This is a genomic window from Carnobacterium divergens DSM 20623, assembly GCF_000744255.1.
Lineage (GTDB): Bacteria > Bacillota > Bacilli > Lactobacillales > Carnobacteriaceae > Carnobacterium > Carnobacterium divergens.
In genome coordinates, this window is record NZ_JQLO01000001.1 from 2045442 (window position 1) to 2065005 (window position 19564).

Here is a 19564-nt window from a genome sequence, read left to right on the forward strand (position 1 = left end):
ATTCGGTTGCTAACTGGCTTGTCGCCAGTTAACATTATTTTTATTTAGTTTTACGACGACGAACGATAAATTTATCTGATTTAGCTTTTTTGTTACGAGTTTTGTAACCAAGAGCTGGTTGACCCCAAGGAGAAACTGGAGCTTTACGTCCGATTGGAGCTTTACCTTCACCACCACCGTGTGGGTGATCGTTAGGGTTCATTACAGATCCACGAACTGTAGGACGTTTGCCCATCCAACGTGAACGACCTGCTTTACCAATATTGATTAGTTCATGTTGTTCGTTACCAACAGAACCGATTGTTGCACGGCATGTTGCTAAGATCATGCGAACTTCACCAGAGTTTAAGCGAACTAATACGTATTTGCCTTCTTTACCAAGTACTTGAGCACTTGTTCCAGCTGAACGAACTAATTGTCCACCTTTACCAGGTTTCATTTCAATATTGTGGATAACAGTACCTACTGGAATATTTTCCAATGGCAATGCGTTTCCGATTTTGATATCTGCGTCTTTACCAGAGAAGACACGTTGACCTACTTCAATTCCTTTTGGTGCAATGATATAAGTTTTAATACCATCAGTATAGTGAATTAGGGCAATGTTAGCTGAACGGTTTGGATCATATTCAACTGTTTTTACGATACCAGCGATATCGTCTTTGTTACGTTTGAAGTCAATCACACGGTATTGGCGTTTGTGACCACCACCATGATGACGAACAGTAATTCTACCATTATTGTTACGGCCAGCAGTTTTTTTAGTTGATTCTAACAAAGTCTTTTCAGGCGTTGTTGAAGTGATTTCAGCGAAATCTGAACCAGTCATATTACGACGACCGTTTGTGGTAGGTTTATACTTTCTAATTCCCAAGTGTTTTCCCTCCCGATATTTATTTTTAAGCTTTTAATTAAGCTTCAAAAAATTGAATTTCTTTAGATTCAGCTGTTAAAGTTACGATAGCTTTACGACGTTTTTTAGTGTATCCAGCGTATTTACCCATACGTTTTAATTTCCCACGTACATTCATGATATTTACGTTTTCAACTTTAACATCGAAAATTTCTTCAACTGCTTGTTTTACTAACGTTTTATTAGCGCGAACATCTACTTCGAAAGTGTATTTCTTGTCATCTGTAACAAGCATTGATTTCTCAGTGATGATTGGGCGTAAAATTATGTCACGTACATTCATTATTGAAGAGCCTCCTCTACCTTAGTAAGAGCAGTCTGTGTTAAAATCATTTTTTTGTTTGAAACAACATCTAGTACAGTAACGTTGTCATGAGCTACTACTGTAACTCCTGGAATGTTACGTGCTGATAATGTTGCAAAGTCGTTAGTGTCTTCAACAACAACTAATACTTTTGAATCAACGTTAAGATTTTTTAACACTTGTGCAAATTCTTTTGTTTTTGGTGCATCAAAGTTCAATGCGTCAACAACGATTAGGTCTTGTTCTGCTACTTTAGTAGAAAGAACAGATTTAATCGCTAAACGACGAACTTTTTTAGGAAGTTTATAGCTGTATGAACGAGGTGTTGGTCCGAAGACAACGCCACCGCCACGCCATTGTGGAGATCTGATTGACCCTTGACGAGCACGACCAGTTCCTTTTTGACGCCATGGTTTACGTCCACCACCGCGGACAGCACTACGGTTTTTAACCGAGTGATTTCCTTGTCTTAATGAAGCGCGTTGCATGATGATTGCATCAAAAACAACGTTTTCGTTTGGTTCGATACCGAAAATTGCGTCGTTTAAAGTAACTTCGCCGTTTTGTGTACCGTCTTGCTTAAATAATGCTACATTAGCCATTCCTTAGTTCCTCCTCTCTTCTCTATTATTTAGCTGCTGATTTAAGAGCAGTTCTGATTTGGATTAACGATTTTTTAGCTCCAGGAACATTACCTTTAATTAAGATAACATTTTTTTCTACGTCAACACGGACGATTTCAAGGTTTTGAATCGTAATACGATTTCCACCCATACGACCTGGTAATAATTTACGTTTAAATACTCTATTAGGAGCAACTGGACCCATTGAACCAGGACGACGATGGTAACGAGAACCGTGGGCCATTGGGCCGCGGCTTTGTCCGTGACGTTTGATAACGCCTTGGAAACCTTTACCTTTAGAAGTCCCTGTGACATCAACGATGTCTCCTGCTTCAAATACATCAACTTTAATTTCTTGTCCTACTTCGTATTCTCCAAGCTCTACATCGTTAAATTCACGAATGAAGCGCTTAGGAGTAGCATTTGCTTTTGCTACATGACCTTTAGCAGGTTTGTTTGACAATACTTCACGTTTATCTTGGTAACCCACTTGAACTGCTTCGTATCCATCGTTTTCCATTGTTTTTAATTGTAAAACAACGTTTGGAGTAGATTCGATTACTGTTACTGGGATTAATTCACCATTTTCAGTGAAGACTTGCGTCATTCCTACTTTTCTTCCTAAGATTCCTTTGGTCATGAGTACACCTCCATTATAATTAGTTTAGTTTTTTTGTCTTGCGGGGTATTACAGTTTAATTTCGATGTCTACGCCACTTGGTAAATCAAGTTTCATTAATGCATCAACAGTTTTTGGTGTTGGATTAACGATATCGATTAAACGTTTGTGAGTACGCATTTCGAATTGTTCGCGAGAATCTTTGTATTTATGAGTCGCACGAATAACAGTGTAGAGTGTTCTTTCAGTTGGCAATGGAATTGGACCAGACACGCTAGCACCAGTTCTTTTTGCTGTTTCTACAATTTTATCCGCTGATTGATCTAAAATACGGTGTTCATACGCTTTTAAACGGATACGAATCTTTTGTTTTGCCATTTTTGTTTTCCCTCCTTCGCCTATTCTTAAGAAATTAGACATTGCTCCACGAAAATTTCTGGCACGCCCTTCCGTGACAAAGCGGCCGGGTGTGTCACAACCTCTCGTTTCATAGCCGCAGGTATTCTTTCGAATTACCTCAGTGCGATTTGCTCTACAAATTCAGCACCTTTATCATTATACAAAGAACACACATAAATTACAAGCTTTTTCTGTTGATTTATCTAGGTTTTTTCTAATTTCTTTATTCCTCATTTTGAAAAGGGTTCCACTTGGAATGTTATTCCCCTTTTTTAGAAGGAGTTATTTTTGCCATCTGGTATAAAAATAAAACAAATAAATGCAACAGCGTAAAGACACCAACAAAATGAATCATTTCTGAATCCACTGTTTCAGCGACAGTTCGCATTGTACCTATAAAATCTGTAAGCAAGTAAACAGTATGGATGCGTAAAAATCGCCCTAAATAAATAGCATAAGCACTTAATAGAGATATAATAACGTAAAAGCCACTCAAAAGAAGAAGGTTATTTCCAAATATAGTTTCTTTTAATTTCGTAGCAACAGCTGTTAAACTTTCAAATCCCATAAAAACGCCTAACATGATTCCAGCTGTTAATAATGAAAAATGAAAATAGACATCCGGACTACTGATTGTCATCCCCACTGCTGACAGATGAAAGAAATCAGTAAGCATATAAAATGCATTTGGATAAAATAAGAGCCAACTAATAAGTAAAACAATTGAAACCATTTTTTGTTTATTTTTAGCATATAGCCAAGCGATTTCAAGCGGGATATAAGCAAGCCCCACATTTAAGATTAAAAATTGGTACCTATTTTCCGTAAAATAAACGAGAGAAAAGAATAAAAGAACCATTAATCGATAAATCCATTTTTTATTTACCATAAAAAAACCTCCTTGTTTGTTCATCTTATGTATTATACAAGTAAAACTCTTTAAATTTACTTAAGCTTCCACAAACCTTTTATTAAATAAAAGAATTAGCAAAGAAAACTTCTTTGCTAATTCTAACTTTTATACCTTCATTACCCAACCTGCCGGACTTTCGATATCACCAAATTGTATCCCCGTCAACTCTTCGTATAATCGTTGAGTTACAGGGCCAACTTCTGTTTCACTGTAAAAAACATGGAAATCAGCTCCTGCTTGGATACCCGCAATCGGAGAAATCACCGCTGCTGTCCCACATGCTCCTGCTTCTTTAAATTGATTTAACTGATCTAAATACACATCTCCTTCTATCGCCTCTAAACCTAGTCTGTTTTCCGCTAAATAAAGCAATGAATATTTTGTAATGCTTGGCAAAATCGACGGAGAAATAGGTGTGACAAATTGGTTTTCTTTTGTTATTCCAAAAAAGTTAGCTGAGCCGACTTCTTCAATTTTTGTATGTGTTTGAGGGTCTAAATAGATACAATCACTAAATTCCCGATCATGGGCTTCTTTACCTGGTAGTAAACTTCCACCATAGTTCCCACCAACCTTAGCAGCTCCCGTCCCGTTTCCAGCTGCTCGATCATACGTTGAAACAATAAAATTAGTCGGAACAATGCCCCCTTTAAAATAAGCCCCCACCGGCATACAAAATATTGAAAATAAATATTCCGGTGCTGCATGTACTCCAATATTATCCCCTATCCCTATCATATATGGTCTTAAATACAATGTCCCTCCACTTCCATAAGGAGGGACAAAATGTTCGTTTGCTTTAACAACTTGCTTACACGCATTTATAAATGTTTCTACAGGGATTTCTGGCATCAACAATCTTCTACAACTCGCTTGCATTCGTTTCGCATTTTCGTCTGGTCGAAATAAATTGATTGATCCATCTCTGCATCGATATGCCTTCAAGCCTTCAAAGCATGTTTGACCATAATGTAAAGCTGTTGAACCTTCACTAATATGGACTTGGTTGTCTGTCACTAGCTTGCCATTATCCCACTGACCATCTTTCCAATAAGACAAGTAGCGTTCATCTGTTTTGATATAGTCAAATCCCAAATTATCCCAATCAATTTTCGCTTCATTCATATCTTATCCCCCTAGTTGTTTGTTCTATGTACCAGTTTATCACATTTATGGCAAATAAATGAAATTTAAATGTGAACTATTTTAATTTAAAAATAAAAAGACCTGCTATTTATACAATAGCAGGTCTTTTTCTCGGATGGGCACGCATTGCACAAAGGCAATGACTAGAGTATTTTTCGAGATGTTTGATTCATCTTATTTTGAAAACTTAATTGCTTAAGTTTTGACTATGCTTCGATTTCAGCTACAACGCCGGCTCCAACTGTACGTCCGCCTTCACGGATTGAGAAGTTAGTTCCTGCTTCGATAGCGATTGGGTTGATAAGAGTAACGTCGATAGTAACGTTATCTCCAGGCATTACCATTTCAACGCCTTCAGGTAATTCACAAACACCAGTAACGTCAGTTGTACGGAAGTAGAACTGTGGACGGTAGTTAGTGAAGAATGGAGTGTGACGTCCACCCTCTTCTTTTGATAATACATAAATTTCAGCTTTAAATTTAGTATGTGGAGTGATTGTACCTGGTTTAGATAATACTTGACCACGTTCGATATCTTCACGAGCAACACCACGTAGTAATGCGCCAATGTTATCTCCAGCTTGTGCGTAATCTAATAATTTACGGAACATTTCAACACCTGTAACAGTTGTTTTAGTAGGTGCTTCAGTGATACCAACGATTTCAACTTCTTCACCAACACGTACTTCACCACGTTCAACACGGCCTGTAGCAACAGTACCACGTCCAGTGATTGAGAATACATCCTCAACTGGCATCATGAATGGTTTTTCAGTATCACGTTGTGGAGTAGGGATATACTCATCAACAGCAGCCATCAATTCTAGAACTTTTTCTTCGTATGAAGCGTCGCCTTCTAGAGCTTTAAGTGCAGAACCAGCGATAACTGGAGTGTCATCACCTGGGAAATCGTATTCTGTTAATAGGTCACGAACTTCCATTTCTACTAATTCTAATAATTCTTCGTCATCAACCATGTCAACTTTGTTTAAGAAAACAACGATGTATGGAACACCAACTTGACGAGAAAGTAAGATGTGCTCACGAGTTTGTGGCATTGGACCATCAGCAGCAGATACTACTAAGATAGCTCCATCCATTTGTGCAGCACCAGTGATCATGTTTTTAACATAATCCGCGTGTCCTGGGCAATCTACGTGTGCGTAGTGACGAGTTTCAGTTTCATACTCGATGTGTGAAGTATTAATTGTAATACCACGTTCTTTTTCTTCAGGAGCGTTATCGATATCAGCGTAGTTTTGCGCTGAACCGCCACCGTGTTTTGATAATACAGTTGCAATTGCAGCTGTTAAAGTTGTTTTACCATGGTCAACGTGTCCGATAGTACCGATGTTAACATGGGCTTTTGAGCGATCAAAGGTTTCTTTTGCCATTTTAATATTTCCTCCTCATATTGAGTTATAGATTTTTATTTTTGTTATAAACAACAAATAGAGCAAACTCTTTTCACTGTTTATAAGAAATTATATAGGTTGTTTCAAAGAAAATCAACCGTTAGAAACGAAAGACTAAGCAGAGCTTAGTTGCCACCGTTTTTGCTGATGATTTCTTCTTGAATTGATTTTGGTAGATCTTCATAATGATCAAATACCATCATGAATGTTCCACGTCCTTGTGTTGATGAACGCAATGTTGTCGCATATCCAAACATGTTAGCTAAAGGAACAATCGCATTAACGATTTGTGAGTTACCATGAGCTTCCATACCTTCAACACGTCCACGACGAGCAGTAATGTGTCCCATAATATCACCTAGGTAATCTTCTGGTACTGTAACAATTACTTTCATCATTGGTTCAAGAATTACAGGATTTGCTTTTTTAGCAGCTGCTTTTAAGGCCATTGATGCGGCAACTTTAAAGGCAGTTTCATTTGAATCGACATCATGGTAAGAACCATCATAAAGTTTTGCTTTAATATCTACTAATGGATATCCAGCAAGAACCCCATTGTCTAATGAACCTTCCAAACCAGCTTTAACAGCAGGAATGTATTCACGAGGAACAACCCCTCCGACAATTGCGTTTTCAAATTCGAAGCCTGCTCCTTCTTCATTCGGTGTAAATTCAATCCATACGTGACCGTATTGACCTTTACCACCCGATTGACGAACGAACTTACCTTCTGCTTTTGTAGAACCACGGAATGTTTCACGGTAAGATACTTGAGGAGCACCTACGCTAGCATCCACATTAAACTCACGACGCATACGGTCTACTAATACATCTAAATGTAATTCACCCATACCCGAGATAACAGTTTCACCAGTTTCAGCGTTTGTTTCAACGCGGAATGAAGGATCTTCTTCTGCAAGTTTTTGTAATGCAATACCCATTTTATCTTGGTCAGCTTTTGATTTAGGCTCAACAGCGACTTGGATAACTGGTTCTGGGAATTCGATAGATTCAAGAATAACTGGCGCTTCTAACGCACATAATGTATCACCAGTTGTTGTGTCTTTAAGACCAACAGCAGCAGCGATATCTCCTGAATAAACTTTATCGATTTCTTTACGTGTATTTGCATGCATTTGTAGAATACGACCAACACGTTCTTTTTTGTTTTTAGAAGCGTTCAAAACATATGAACCACTTTCAAGAACACCAGAGTACACGCGGAAGAAAGTTAGACGACCAACAAATGGGTCTGTCATTACTTTAAATGCTAATGAAGCAAATGGAGCTGAGTCGTCAGCAGGACGAGTCGTTTCCTCTTCTGTTTTAACATCAATTCCTTTAATAGCATCAACATCAAGTGGTGATGGTAGGTAATCAAGAACTGCATCAAGCATTAATTGAACCCCTTTATTTTTAAAGGCAGAACCAGCCATTACTGGGAAGAATTCAACATTAATTGTTGCTTGGCGGATACCCGCTTTTAATTCTTCTTCAGTGATTTCTTCACCGTCAAGATATTTCATCATTAATTCTTCATCAGTTTCAACAACTGCTTCGATTAATTTTTTACGCCATTCAGTAGCGGCTTCTACATATTCTTCAGGGATATCTGTTTCTTGGATATCTGTTCCTAAGTCATTTGTGTAGATTTCAGCTTTCATTTTAACTAAGTCGATAATACCAGTGAAATCGTCTTCAGCGCCGATTGGCAATTGAATTGGATGTGCATTGGCTTGTAAACGTTCGTGTAATGAATTTACTGAATATAAGAAATCTGCACCAATTTTATCCATCTTGTTACAGAAAACAATACGTGGAACTTTATAATCAGTTGCTTGACGCCAAACTGTTTCAGTTTGAGGCTCTACTCCTGATTGTGAGTCAAGAACAGTTACAGCACCATCTAATACGCGTAGAGAACGTTGAACTTCAATTGTGAAATCCACGTGTCCAGGAGTATCGATAATGTTTACACGGTAATTTTTCCATTCAGCTGTTGTTGCAGCAGAAGTAATTGTAATACCACGTTCTTGCTCTTGTTCCATCCAGTCCATTTGTGATGCACCTTCATGCGTTTCACCAATTTTATGGATTTTACCAGTATAGTATAAAATACGCTCTGTTGTTGTAGTTTTACCTGCATCAACGTGAGCCATGATACCGATATTACGAGTTTTTTCTAGAGAAAATTCTCTATTTGCCATAATTATTTTTAACTCCTCTCTATATCTTAGTAACTTGATAAGAAGGAAGACTCGATAATGTTATAAAATTCTCAATCAAAGGCCTTCTACTACAATAGCAGAGACCTTTTAAAGAGAAAATTTTACCAACGGTAGTGAGCAAACGCTTTGTTCGCTTCTGCCATTTTATGAGTATCTTCACGTTTTTTAACTGCAGCACCAGTATTGTTAGCTGCATCCATGATTTCTTTAGCAAGACGTTGTTCCATAGTATCTTCTCCGCGTAAGCGAGAGTAGTTTACTAACCAACGTAAACCTAAAGTAGTACGACGATCGCTACGAACTTCGACAGGGACTTGATAGTTAGAACCCCCAACACGACGAGCTTTAACTTCAAGAACAGGCATGATGTTTTTCATTGCTTGTTCGAAAACTTCCATAGGATCATTGCCAGTTTGTTCTTTAATAACATCAAAAGAGCTATAAAGAATAGTAGCAGCTTTTCCACGTTTACCATCAACCATTAAACGGTTAATTAAACGAGTTACTAATTTTGAATTATACATTGGATCAGGTAACACATCACGTTTAGTAATAGGACCTTTACGAGGCATCCAAATTCCTCCTTTCGATAATAGTCATTTTATAGTTCATAAGTTTTAGTTTAAGCTTTTGGTTTTTTAGCTCCGTATTTAGAACGGCTTTGTTTACGATCTGTAACACCGGCAGTATCTAAAGCACCACGTACAACGTGATAACGAACTCCTGGTAAATCTTTTACACGTCCACCACGAATAAGAACCACACTGTGTTCTTGTAAGTTATGTCCGATACCTGGAATATAAGCTGTTACTTCAAGCAAGTTTGACAAACGTACACGCGCGTATTTACGTAACGCTGAGTTAGGTTTTTTAGGAGTCATAGTTCCTACACGAGTACACACACCACGTTTTTGAGGTGAGCTAGTGTTTGTTTGTGATTTTTTGAAGCTGTTGTAACCTTTATTCAAAGCTGGAGAATCTGATTTTTCCATTTTTGCTTTACGAGGTTTACGTACTAATTGATTAATAGTAGGCATTTTTAGTTTCCTCCTTCCCTATGTTATCATTCTAAGTCCACACATCCAGGTGGTTCCTTTTTTTGCAAAAAAATAATTGCTATAATTGCAACCTTTTCCCATCAGTGTTTTAATGATGGCCCTTGTAACAGTCAGAACGACTGATTTACAGGAATCTGTCTACAAAAGCACCTTAGAAAGCATACCATGTTCCTTTAATATTTGTCAACCTATTTTAATAAAAAAACAGTTTTTTTTACTATTCTTTTTTTTAACACTATTTTAAATGAAAACTCCTTGTTTTTCGGATAGTATAGCTAGGATAGTTATTAAGATTGGAGTGAAATTTCATGTTGTTTTTAATATTACTTTGGATTTTTGGGTGTTGTTTTGGATCTTTTATTTTAGTAATTAGTTTGAGGGTACCATTAAATCAATCTATCATTCGCCCTCGTTCTCATTGCGAGCATTGTAAAACGACACTGCCTATTCTTTCTTTGATTCCCGTTTTTTCTTATATTATTCAAAAAGGCCGCTGTTTAATTTGTCAATCTGTTATTCCTTTTTATTACTTATTAATAGAATTTTCAACAGGAGTTCTTGCTGTCTTCTCTTTTTTCTTATTTAAAAGCCAACCTTTAGAGCTTTTGATTGCATGGACCTTGATTTTTTTTAGTTTAATCTTTAGCTTAACGGATTTATTTTATTTTATTTTGCCAAATTCTTTAATGCTTTTATTTTTAGTTATCATTCTTTTAGAATGTTGGTATTTAGATGATTTTAATTGGTTTCACAGTGCGTTAAATTCTATTTTTATTCTCTTTTTATTACTTAGTATTTCTTTTGTAACTCATGAAGGGTTAGGTGGTGGCGATATTAAATTTTACTTTGTGTTAAGTTGGCTCTTAGGTTTCCAAGGAATATTAGTAGCCATTATTATTAGTTGTTTTTTTGCATTAATAGCAATTTTTATCAGTCGAAAGCGACTGTTCTTTTCACTAAATGATAAACTTCCTTTTGCTCCTTTTATTAGTCTTGGTGCTTTTCTAGTTTTTTGTTTTCAAAGATATTAAAAAAAACGATTAACCTTTGCTAGATTAATCGTTTTTATCATCTACTATGGATTCATATATTCTCGTGTCATTGGCAAATCATTATTGGCTCCTTTAGTCACTAAGTACTGAATTAAATCAATATTGCCTGATTTAAACGAAGCAGCACAAGCTTGCAAATATAGATCCCACATTCGAATAAAGCGTTCGTCTTTTATTTTGCGTATTTCTGGCAATTGCTTTTTAAAGTTTTCATCCCAAATTTCTGTTGTTTTTTGATAGTGACGACGTAGGCTTTCTAAATCTATTAATTGCAGTCCATTTCCAGTAATTTGTGTGACCATTTCTGCAACTCCCGGAACGTAGCCTCCTGGAAAAATATATTTGTTTAACCAACCATTTGTGGCACCGCCTTGTTGTCTTGAAATCCCATGAATTAAAGCTGTTCCATTTGGTGCTAATAATTCATAAACATCTTTGAAGTAGATACCTAAATTTTCTTGCCCTACATGTTCAACCATTCCCACGCTTGTAATATGATCAAAGGTTTCATTTTTTAATTTGCGATAATCTTCTAATTTAACCGTTACAAGTTCTTCTAAATTTTCGTCTTTAATTTTGCTATTAATGTATCGGAATTGCTCTTTACTTAAGGTGATACCCGTTGCTTGTATTTGATATTTTTTTGCAGCTGTCAGAATTAAAGTCCCCCACCCACATCCAATATCTAACAACGTTTCATTTTCTTTCAAGTCGAGTTTATTTAAGATGTGTTCCACTTTGTTTTGTTGAGCAACTTCTAAGGTATCTTGTGGGTTTTTAAAATACGCACATGAGTAGGTCATCGTTTTGTCTAACCATAAATTGTAAAAATCGTTTCCTAAATCATAATGCATTTGGATATCTTTCTTACTTTTTTGCTCAGAATGTGACATCTTTGGTAAATACTGACGGAAATCTTTTTTTAACATAAAACTTTCTGCATTTTCATAGGCTGATGCAATTAACTCTTCTAAGGAACCTTCTATTTCAATTTTTTTATCCATATAGGCTTCGCCCAATGCAATTGAAGCATTATTAAGAATTTCTTTGATTGGGATATTTTCATGAAACGTAATTGTTACTTGAGGCTCGCCAACTCCATAAATTTCGAATGTTCCATCCCAAAAATTCACTCTGACAGGTATTGAAAATGAATGACTAAATACTTTTTTGAAAAATTGTTTTTCTAACATACTTACCGCTCCCTTGTCTGCTAACCAATTTATAATCCACTAAATTATTTATTTGCTTAACTCCTCATCTTCTATTGTAGACCTCATTTTTATAGTTTTCCAATCATAGCTCTTTATGTAACTTGAGTTTCCAAAAAAATATCAAAAAACCACCCACTATTTGATTGAACAAATAGTGGATGGTTTAAATGGATTTAGAAATCTGTTTTTGGTTCAATTGTGTCATTAATACTGTAAACATTTTCACTCACAACACCAATTCCTTTTGGTTCCATGTTACGGTATTTAGCCATACCGGTACCAGCTGGAATGATCTTACCAATGATAACATTTTCTTTAAGACCAAGTAACGGATCACGTTTTCCACGAATTGCAGCATCTGTTAACACACGAGTTGTTTCTTGGAAAGATGCAGCTGATAAGAAACTGTTCGTTTCAAGAGAAGCTTTTGTGATTCCAAGTAGTACAGGACGACCCGTTGCTGGTACATTTCCTGCCATAATTGTTTCGTAGTTTTTGTCTGTAAATTCGCTGATGTCCATCAATGTTCCTGGTAAAATCTCTGTTGAACCTGGGTCCATAACTCGGACTTTACGTAACATTTGACGAACCATTACTTCGATATGTTTATCGCCGATTTCTACCCCTTGCATACGGTAAGTTTTTTGAACTTCACGTAATAGATAGTTTTCAACAGATAATACATCACGAACACGTAATAGTTGTTTTGGATCAATTGATCCTTCAGTAAGTGCTTCTCCACGATGAATCGTGTCGCCTTCTGCAACTTTCAAGCGAGCGGTATAAGGTACTGGATAGCTACGAGTATCCGTTGTTCCTTTGATTGTCACTTCTTTAGTGCGTTCAGCAGCATTTTCTGAAATGGCAATGATTTCACCAGTAACTTCAGTGATAACCGCTTGCCCTTTAGGATTACGAGCTTCAAAGATCTCTTGGATACGAGGTAAACCTTGAGTAATATCATCTCCGGCAACCCCACCTGTATGGAAGGTACGCATTGTTAATTGGGTACCTGGTTCTCCGATTGATTGAGCCGCAATTGTACCAACTGCTTCCCCAACTTCAACTTCTGAACCTGTTGCAAGGTTACGACCGTAACAATGTTTACATACACCATGTTTCGTGTTACATGTAAATACTGAACGGATTGATACTTCTTCGATTCCAGCGTCCATGATTTCTTTTGCAAGATCTTCAGTGATAATCTCGTTTTCTTTCATGATAACTGAACCATTTTCTGGATGGAAAATAGTTTTACGAGTGTAACGACCAAGTAAACGCTCTTCAAGAGGTTCAATGACTTCGTTTCCTTCTTTGATTGCTGAAATATCTAAGCCACGATCAGTACCACAGTCTGTTTCACGAATGATAACATCTTGTGCTACGTCAACTAGACGACGAGTCAAGTAACCTGAATCGGCAGTCTTAAGGGCTGTATCGGTCATACCTTTACGAGCTCCATGGGTTGAGATAAACATTTCTAAGACGGTTAAACCTTCACGGAAGTTTGATGTGATTGGCAATTCCATGATTTGTCCATTAGGAGCGGCCATAAGTCCACGCATACCAGCAAGCTGAGTAAAGTTGGAAATATTCCCACGGGCTCCAGAGTCACTCATCATGAAGATTGGGTTCTTCGCATCTAAACTTTCCATTAATTTAATTTGGATACGGTCTTTAGCTGAATTCCAAATGCCAATAACGCGTTCGTAACGTTCCTCGTCAGTGATTAAACCACGACGGAATTGTTTTGTTACGTTATCAACTTGTTTATGAGCTTCATCTAAAATTTCTTGTTTTTCATGTAGTACTACGATATCAGCGATACCTACTGTAATACCAGCACGTGTAGAATGTTTGTAACCTAAGTCTTTCATTCTATCTAACATTTTAGAAGTTTCAGTGATATGGAATCTTTTGAAGACTTCGGCAATGATATTTCCAAGATTTTTCTTTTTAAATGGTAAATTGATTTCTTGTTTTTTAATATGAGCTGGGATATCTGTTCCTGGCTCTACAAAGAAACGATCTGAAATAGCAACTTCTAAGTTTTCAGTAGTTGGTTCATTCAAGTAAGGGAATTCTACAGGCATGATTTCATTGAAAAGTAATTTCCCTACTGTCGTAATCAATGTACGTTCTTTTTGCCATTCAGTAAATGGTTTGTCTTTTAAGGACGTTGTTTGAACACCAATTCTTGAATGTAAATGAACGTATCCGTTTTGATAGGCAATCAATGCTTCGGTTAAGTCTTTAAAGACCATCCCTTCGCCTTCGCGTTGTTCTTCTTCCATTGTTAGGTAGTAGTTACCTAATACCATATCTTGAGAAGGAGTTACAACTGGTTTACCATCTTTTGGATTTAAGATATTTTGGGCAGCTAACATCAACATACGTGCTTCAGCTTGTGCTTCATCACTAAGTGGAACGTGAACCGCCATTTGGTCTCCATCGAAATCGGCATTGTAGGCTTCACATACTAATGGGTGAAGACGAATTGCGCGACCTTCAACTAGGGTTGGTTCAAAGGCTTGGATCCCTAATCTATGAAGAGTAGGTGCTCGGTTAAGCAATACTGGATGTTCACGAATAACGTCTTCTAATACATCCCAGATACCTTCATCTTGACGATCAATTTTACGTTTCGCGTTTTTGATGTTGCTTGCAAGATCACGTGCAACTAGTTCTTTCATTACAAATGGTTTGAATAGTTCAATAGCCATTTCTTTTGGAAGTCCACATTGGTACATTTTCAAGTTTGGACCAACTACGATAACGGAACGACCAGAATAATCGACACGTTTTCCTAGTAAGTTTTGACGGAAACGACCTTGTTTCCCTTTAAGCATATGTGACAATGATTTCAATGGACGGTTACCTGGTCCAGTAACTGGACGGCCACGACGACCATTATCAATCAATGCATCAACAGCTTCTTGAAGCATACGTTTTTCATTTTGCACGATAATATTCGGTGCATTTAAGTCTAATAAGCGTTTTAGACGGTTATTACGGTTGATTACACGACGATATAAATCATTTAAATCACTCGTTGCAAAGCGTCCACCTTCTAATTGAACCATTGGGCGTAAATCTGGAGGAATGATTGGAACAACGTCCATAACCATCCAGCTAGGTTCATTACCTGAATGACGGAATGCTTCTAAGATATCTAAACGGCGAATGGCGCGAGTTCTTTTTTGCCCTTGAGCAGATTTTAACTCTTCTTTTAATTCAGCCACTTCTTTTTCTAATTGAACATCATCTAGCAATTGTTTGATTGCTTCTGCTCCCATTGCTGCTTGGAAGTTTTGACCATATTGTTCACGTTTATCACGATATTCTCTTTCAGTTAACAATTGTTTGCGTTCTAAAGAGGTGTCACCTGCATCGGTAACAACATACGAAGCAAAATAAATGATTTCTTCAAGAGCACGTGGGCTCATATCTAAGACAAGACCCATTCTACTTGGAATTCCTTTGAAATACCAAATGTGTGAAACAGGTGCTGCTAATTCGATGTGACCCATACGTTCACGACGAACTTTAGATCTTGTTACTTCCACTCCACAACGATCACAAACAATTCCTTTATAGCGAATACGTTTGTACTTACCACAAGCACATTCCCAGTCTTTTGATGGGCCAAAAATGCGTTCACAGAACAAGCCATCGCGTTCTGGTTTTAGTGTACGGTAGTTAATGGTTTCAGGTTTTTTCACTTCTCCATAAGACCAACTACGAATCTTGTCTGGAGATGCTAAACCGATTTGCATGTTTTCAAAATTATTAACGTCTATCAAGGGGCCTACCTCCCTTTAATTATTGGTTGAGCTGCCCTACCTGCTCGATTTGCTATTGAGGGATCATCTAAAGTCAAATCTGCATTCGACTTTAGATGTCTCAATAGGATACTTCTATTATTCTGCGCCTTCTTGCTCTAAACGTTCTTTTTCACGAGCATCTGCACGAATTTTTTCTTGTTCTTCTGCATATTTACTAAGTGCATCAATGTTTACGATATCGTCATCATCATCTAAATCACGTAATTCGATTTCATCGTCATTTGCATCTAGAACTTTCATATCTAGTCCTAAAGCTTGTAACTCTTTTACTAATACGCGGAATGATTCTGGAACACCTGGTCTTGGAATTTTTTCACCTTTAACGATTGCTTCATATGTTTTCACACGTCCAACAACGTCATCTGATTTGTACGTTAAGATTTCTTGTAGTGTATAAGCTGCCCCATACGCTTCAAGTGCCCAAACTTCCATCTCTCCAAAACGTTGTCCACCAAATTGAGCTTTACCTCCAAGTGGTTGTTGTGTAACTAATGAGTAAGGTCCAGTTGAACGAGCATGTAATTTATCATCAACCATGTGGGCTAATTTAATCATATACATCACACCAACTGAAACACGGTTATCAAATGGCTCACCACTACGTCCATCGTATAAAACAGTTTTAGCATCACTTGCCATTCCTGCTTCTTGTACAGTTTCCCAAACATCTTCCTCGCTTGCTCCATCAAATACAGGAGTCGCAATATGGATTCCTAGTTGACGAGCGGCCATTCCGATGTGTAATTCAAGAACTTGTCCGATATTCATACGTGATGGTACCCCAAGAGGGTTCAACATGATATCAACAGGTGTGCCGTCTGGTAAGAAAGGCATGTCTTCTTCTGGCATAATGCGAGAAACGACCCCTTTATTTCCGTGACGTCCAGCCATTTTATCGCCTTCGTTGATTTTACGTTTTTGTACGATATAAACGCGTACTAACATATTCACACCGGGTGATAATTCGTCTCCTGCTTCACGTGTAAAGATTTTAACGTCGTGAACGATTCCGCCACCACCATGTGGAACTTTCAATGATGTATCGCGAACTTCACGAGCTTTTTCACCAAAGATCGCATGTAATAGACGTTCTTCAGCAGATAATTCGGTTACCCCTTTAGGAGTTACTTTACCAACTAATAAATCGCCATCATGAACTTCAGCCCCAATACGGATAATTCCGAATTCGTCTAAGTCTTTTAATGCGTCTTCTCCGACATTTGGAATTTCACGAGTGATTTCTTCAGGTCCAAGTTTTGTATCACGAGCTTCTGATTCATATTCTTCAATATGGACAGAAGTGTAAACATCATCTTTAACTAGACGTTCACTCATGATAATCGCATCCTCATAGTTGTACCCTTCCCAAGTCATGAAGGCCACTAAAACATTTTGTCCTAATGCCATCTCACCGTTTTCCATTGAAGAACCATCAGCTAGGATTTCGCTAGCATCCACACGGTCGCCTTTAGAAACGATTGGACGTTGGTTGTAACATGTACCAGAGTTTGAACGACGGAATTTTGTGATTGAGTATTTGTCTAAAGCGCCGTTATCTTGACGAACACGAACTTCTTTAGCATCTACATATTCAACGACACCAGGATTTTTACAAATTAATGCAGCTCCTGAATCGTGTGCTGATTTGTATTCCATCCCAGTTCCAACTAGTGGAGCTTGTGGATGAATCAACGGTACAGCTTGACGTTGCATGTTGGCTCCCATTAACGCACGGTTACTATCATCGTTTTCCAAGAACGGAATACATGCTGTCGCAACAGCAACTACTTGTTTTGGTGAAACGTCCATGTAATCGACACGGCTAATTGGAACTTCTAAGTTTTCACTGATGAAACGAGCCATCACGATGTCACTTTCAAAGCTACCATCTTCAAGCAATACTGAGTTTGCTTGGGCAACAACGTAGTGATCTTCCTCGTCTGCTGTTAAATAATCAATGTGTTTTGTTACTTTACCAGTTTCACGATCCACACGACGGTATGGTGTTTCGATAAAACCAAATTTATTAATTTTTGCATAACTTGATAGACTATTAATCAACCCGATATTTGGACCCTCAGGTGTTTCGATAGGACACATACGACCATAATGGGAATAATGTACATCTCGAACTTCATATCCGGCACGGTCTCTTGTCAAACCACCAGGCCCTAAGGCAGATAGACGACGTTTGTGAGTCAACTCACCTAGTGGATTCGTTTGATCCATGAACTGTGACAATTGAGAAGAACCAAAGAATTCTTTGATTGCTGCTACAACTGGGCGAATGTTGATTAATTGTTGCGGTGTTACGGTTGCAACATCTTGAATCGACATACGTTCACGAACAACACGTTCCATACGTGACAAACCAATACGGAATTGATTTTGTAATAATTCTCCAACAGAACGGATACGACGGTTTCCTAAATGGTCAATGTCGTCTACGTTGCCGATATTTTCTTGTAAGTTGAAAAAATAGCTCATTGAAGCTAAGATATCAGCTGGCGTAATGTTTTTGATGTCAGTTGAAACGTTGCCGTTTCCAATCACATTAACAACACGTTCGCCATCTTTTGGTGAAATTACTTGAACTACTTGAATCGTTACAGGTTCTGGTACAACACCATCATTTGTTGGATATAAAGTCACACTGTTTAGACCTGCGTCTAAGAATGGTGTCAGTTTATCAATCATTGGACGATCTAAGAACGTTCCTTTTTCTGCTAAAATTTCACCAGTCTCAGGATCAACTAATGTTTCAGCAAGAGTTTGGTTAAATAGACGGGTTTTAAGGTTTAGTTTTTTGTTGACTTTGTAACGACCAACATTTGCTAAGTCGTAGCGTTTTGGATCAAAGAAACGAGCATTTAGCAAGCTTCTTGAGCTGTCAGCAGTTTTAGGCTCACCTGGACGTAGACGTTCGTAAACATCTTTCAAGGCTTCCTCTGTACGAGAATCGCTAGAATTTTTGTGTAAATCTTTTTCTAACGTTAAACGTAGACTTTCATTATCGCCAAAAATTTCTAAGATCTGATCATCTGATCCAAATCCTAAAGCACGAACTAATACTGAAAGTGGAATTTTACGTGTGCGGTCGATTCTTACATAAGAAAGATCTTTTGCATCTGTTTCATATTCTAACCATGCTCCACGGTTAGGGATAACAGTAGAACCAAAACCTTGTTTGCCATTTTTATCCACTTTACCATGGAAGTAAACCCCTGGTGAACGAACTAATTGTGATACAATAACACGCTCTGCTCCGTTGATAATAAATGTACCCATTTCAGTCATTAATGGGAAATCGCCAAAGAATACTTCTTGGTCTTTTACTTCACCAGTTTCTTTGTTGATTAAACGTAATTTCACGTGAAGCGGAGCTGAGTAATTGGCATCATGGCTTCTCGCTTCTTCAACTGTGTATTTTGGGTTGTGTAATTGATAATCAATAAATTCTAATGATAGGTTTCCTGCAAAGTCTTCAATTGGTGAGATATCTTTAAACATTTCACGCAATCCTTCATCTAGGAACCATTGGTATGAGTCAGTTTGGATTTCAATTAAGTTTGGTAACTCTAAAACCTCGCTGATTCGTGCAAAACTTCTTCGTGTACGGTGTTTTCCGTAATTTACTAAGTGGCCTGCCAACCTATTCACCCCTCAAAACATATTTAATGCAACCGTAGCAAGCTTTAAAATGAATATTACATTTCCGTTACTTTTGTTAAATATAAGTAACAAACTAGCTTTTTTTTCATTTTTTGGCAAAAAAAAACCAAAAGATTCGTGACATTTTCTTTAATAAAATTCACAATTTCTTTTGTTTTCCCTTT

At 37.5% G+C, this 19564-nt stretch carries 15 protein-coding genes; 1 reads left to right on the top strand and 14 read right to left on the bottom strand.

All coding sequences use genetic code 11. The features are described from left to right. Nucleotides 1-40: 40 nt before the first annotated feature. The 11 genes from rplB to rpsL all read right to left on the bottom strand — a co-directional run bounded on the left by rplB (nucleotide 41) and on the right by rpsL (nucleotide 9596). A complete protein-coding gene (gene rplB, locus BR52_RS09830; RefSeq protein ID WP_034572125.1) occupies nucleotides 41-874 on the bottom strand; it encodes a 50S ribosomal protein L2 in 834 nt (277 codons plus the stop codon). A 37-nt stretch (nucleotides 875-911) separates the two neighbouring features. Further along, a complete protein-coding gene (gene rplW, locus BR52_RS09835; protein WP_034572128.1) occupies nucleotides 912-1196 on the bottom strand; it encodes a 50S ribosomal protein L23 in 285 nt (94 codons plus the stop codon). Beyond that, on the bottom strand, nucleotides 1196-1819 hold the full coding sequence (gene rplD / locus BR52_RS09840) for a 50S ribosomal protein L4 (RefSeq protein WP_034572132.1): 624 nt from the start codon (nucleotides 1817-1819) through the stop codon (nucleotides 1196-1198). The genes rplW and rplD overlap by 1 nt, the downstream gene beginning before the upstream one ends. A gap of 25 nt (nucleotides 1820-1844) precedes the next feature. After that, nucleotides 1845-2480, bottom strand: coding sequence for a 50S ribosomal protein L3 (gene rplC / locus BR52_RS09845; RefSeq protein ID WP_034572134.1), 636 nt, complete (start codon nucleotides 2478-2480; stop codon nucleotides 1845-1847). Nucleotides 2481-2528: 48 nt separating this feature from the next. Further along, entirely contained in the window at nucleotides 2529-2837 is a 309-nt protein-coding gene (gene rpsJ, locus BR52_RS09850) for a 30S ribosomal protein S10 (protein ID WP_010052046.1), read from the bottom strand. 280 nt (nucleotides 2838-3117) lie between these two features. Next, a complete protein-coding gene (locus BR52_RS09855) occupies nucleotides 3118-3747 on the bottom strand; it encodes a DUF1361 domain-containing protein (protein WP_034572136.1) in 630 nt (209 codons plus the stop codon). A gap of 129 nt (nucleotides 3748-3876) precedes the next feature. Further along, complete coding sequence (locus tag BR52_RS09860) at nucleotides 3877-4896, bottom strand: branched-chain amino acid aminotransferase (protein WP_034572139.1); 1020 nt, start codon at nucleotides 4894-4896, stop codon at nucleotides 3877-3879. Nucleotides 4897-5123: 227 nt separating this feature from the next. Further along, entirely contained in the window at nucleotides 5124-6311 is a 1188-nt protein-coding gene (gene tuf / locus BR52_RS09865) for an elongation factor Tu (RefSeq protein WP_034572142.1), read from the bottom strand. A 146-nt stretch (nucleotides 6312-6457) separates the two neighbouring features. Continuing rightward, complete coding sequence (gene fusA, locus BR52_RS09870; protein WP_034572145.1) at nucleotides 6458-8539, bottom strand: elongation factor G; 2082 nt, start codon at nucleotides 8537-8539, stop codon at nucleotides 6458-6460. 122 nt (nucleotides 8540-8661) lie between these two features. Then, nucleotides 8662-9132: a 30S ribosomal protein S7 gene (rpsG, locus tag BR52_RS09875; protein ID WP_034572147.1), complete on the bottom strand. Its 471-nt coding sequence runs from the start codon at nucleotides 9130-9132 to the stop codon at nucleotides 8662-8664. A 50-nt stretch (nucleotides 9133-9182) separates the two neighbouring features. After that, nucleotides 9183-9596, bottom strand: a complete 414-nt coding sequence (gene rpsL / locus BR52_RS09880) for a 30S ribosomal protein S12 (protein WP_034572150.1) — start codon at nucleotides 9594-9596, stop codon at nucleotides 9183-9185. Between the two features lie 329 nt (nucleotides 9597-9925). On the opposite strand from rpsL, the gene BR52_RS09885 reads away from it, so the two are divergent. Then, entirely contained in the window at nucleotides 9926-10648 is a 723-nt protein-coding gene (locus tag BR52_RS09885) for a prepilin peptidase (RefSeq protein WP_034572153.1), read from the top strand. 44 nt (nucleotides 10649-10692) lie between these two features. On the opposite strand, the gene BR52_RS09890 is transcribed toward BR52_RS09885, so the two are convergent. From BR52_RS09890 to rpoB, 3 genes are all read right to left on the bottom strand, one after another. Beyond that, on the bottom strand, nucleotides 10693-11862 hold the full coding sequence (locus BR52_RS09890) for an SAM-dependent methyltransferase (RefSeq protein ID WP_034572155.1): 1170 nt from the start codon (nucleotides 11860-11862) through the stop codon (nucleotides 10693-10695). Between the two features lie 194 nt (nucleotides 11863-12056). After that, nucleotides 12057-15686: a DNA-directed RNA polymerase subunit beta' gene (gene rpoC / locus BR52_RS09895; protein WP_034572157.1), complete on the bottom strand. Its 3630-nt coding sequence runs from the start codon at nucleotides 15684-15686 to the stop codon at nucleotides 12057-12059. Between the two features lie 117 nt (nucleotides 15687-15803). Next, nucleotides 15804-19388 carry a DNA-directed RNA polymerase subunit beta gene (rpoB, locus tag BR52_RS09900; RefSeq protein ID WP_115588657.1) on the bottom strand — a complete coding sequence of 1195 codons (3585 nt, stop codon included), beginning with the start codon at nucleotides 19386-19388 and terminating at the stop codon, nucleotides 15804-15806. Nucleotides 19389-19564: the final 176 nt, after the last annotated feature.

What these genes read in the sequence shown, in the direction of transcription:
- rplW (WP_034572128.1), bottom strand. Translation starts at nt 1,196, where the DNA reads ATGAATGTACGTGACATAATTTTACGCCCAATCATCACTGAGAAATCA.
- rpsL (WP_034572150.1), bottom strand. Translation starts at nt 9,596, where the DNA reads ATGCCTACTATTAATCAATTAGTACGTAAACCTCGTAAAGCAAAAATG.
- rpsJ (WP_010052046.1), bottom strand. Translation starts at nt 2,837, where the DNA reads ATGGCAAAACAAAAGATTCGTATCCGTTTAAAAGCGTATGAACACCGT.
- tuf (WP_034572142.1), bottom strand. Translation starts at nt 6,311, where the DNA reads ATGGCAAAAGAAACCTTTGATCGCTCAAAAGCCCATGTTAACATCGGT.
- BR52_RS09885 (WP_034572153.1), top strand. Translation starts at nt 9,926, where the DNA reads ATGTTGTTTTTAATATTACTTTGGATTTTTGGGTGTTGTTTTGGATCT.
- BR52_RS09890 (WP_034572155.1), bottom strand. Translation starts at nt 11,862, where the DNA reads ATGTTAGAAAAACAATTTTTCAAAAAAGTATTTAGTCATTCATTTTCA.
- BR52_RS09860 (WP_034572139.1), bottom strand. Translation starts at nt 4,896, where the DNA reads ATGAATGAAGCGAAAATTGATTGGGATAATTTGGGATTTGACTATATC.
- rpsG (WP_034572147.1), bottom strand. Translation starts at nt 9,132, where the DNA reads ATGCCTCGTAAAGGTCCTATTACTAAACGTGATGTGTTACCTGATCCA.
- rplD (WP_034572132.1), bottom strand. Translation starts at nt 1,819, where the DNA reads ATGGCTAATGTAGCATTATTTAAGCAAGACGGTACACAAAACGGCGAA.
- rplC (WP_034572134.1), bottom strand. Translation starts at nt 2,480, where the DNA reads ATGACCAAAGGAATCTTAGGAAGAAAAGTAGGAATGACGCAAGTCTTC.
- BR52_RS09855 (WP_034572136.1), bottom strand. Translation starts at nt 3,747, where the DNA reads ATGGTAAATAAAAAATGGATTTATCGATTAATGGTTCTTTTATTCTTT.
- fusA (WP_034572145.1), bottom strand. Translation starts at nt 8,539, where the DNA reads ATGGCAAATAGAGAATTTTCTCTAGAAAAAACTCGTAATATCGGTATC.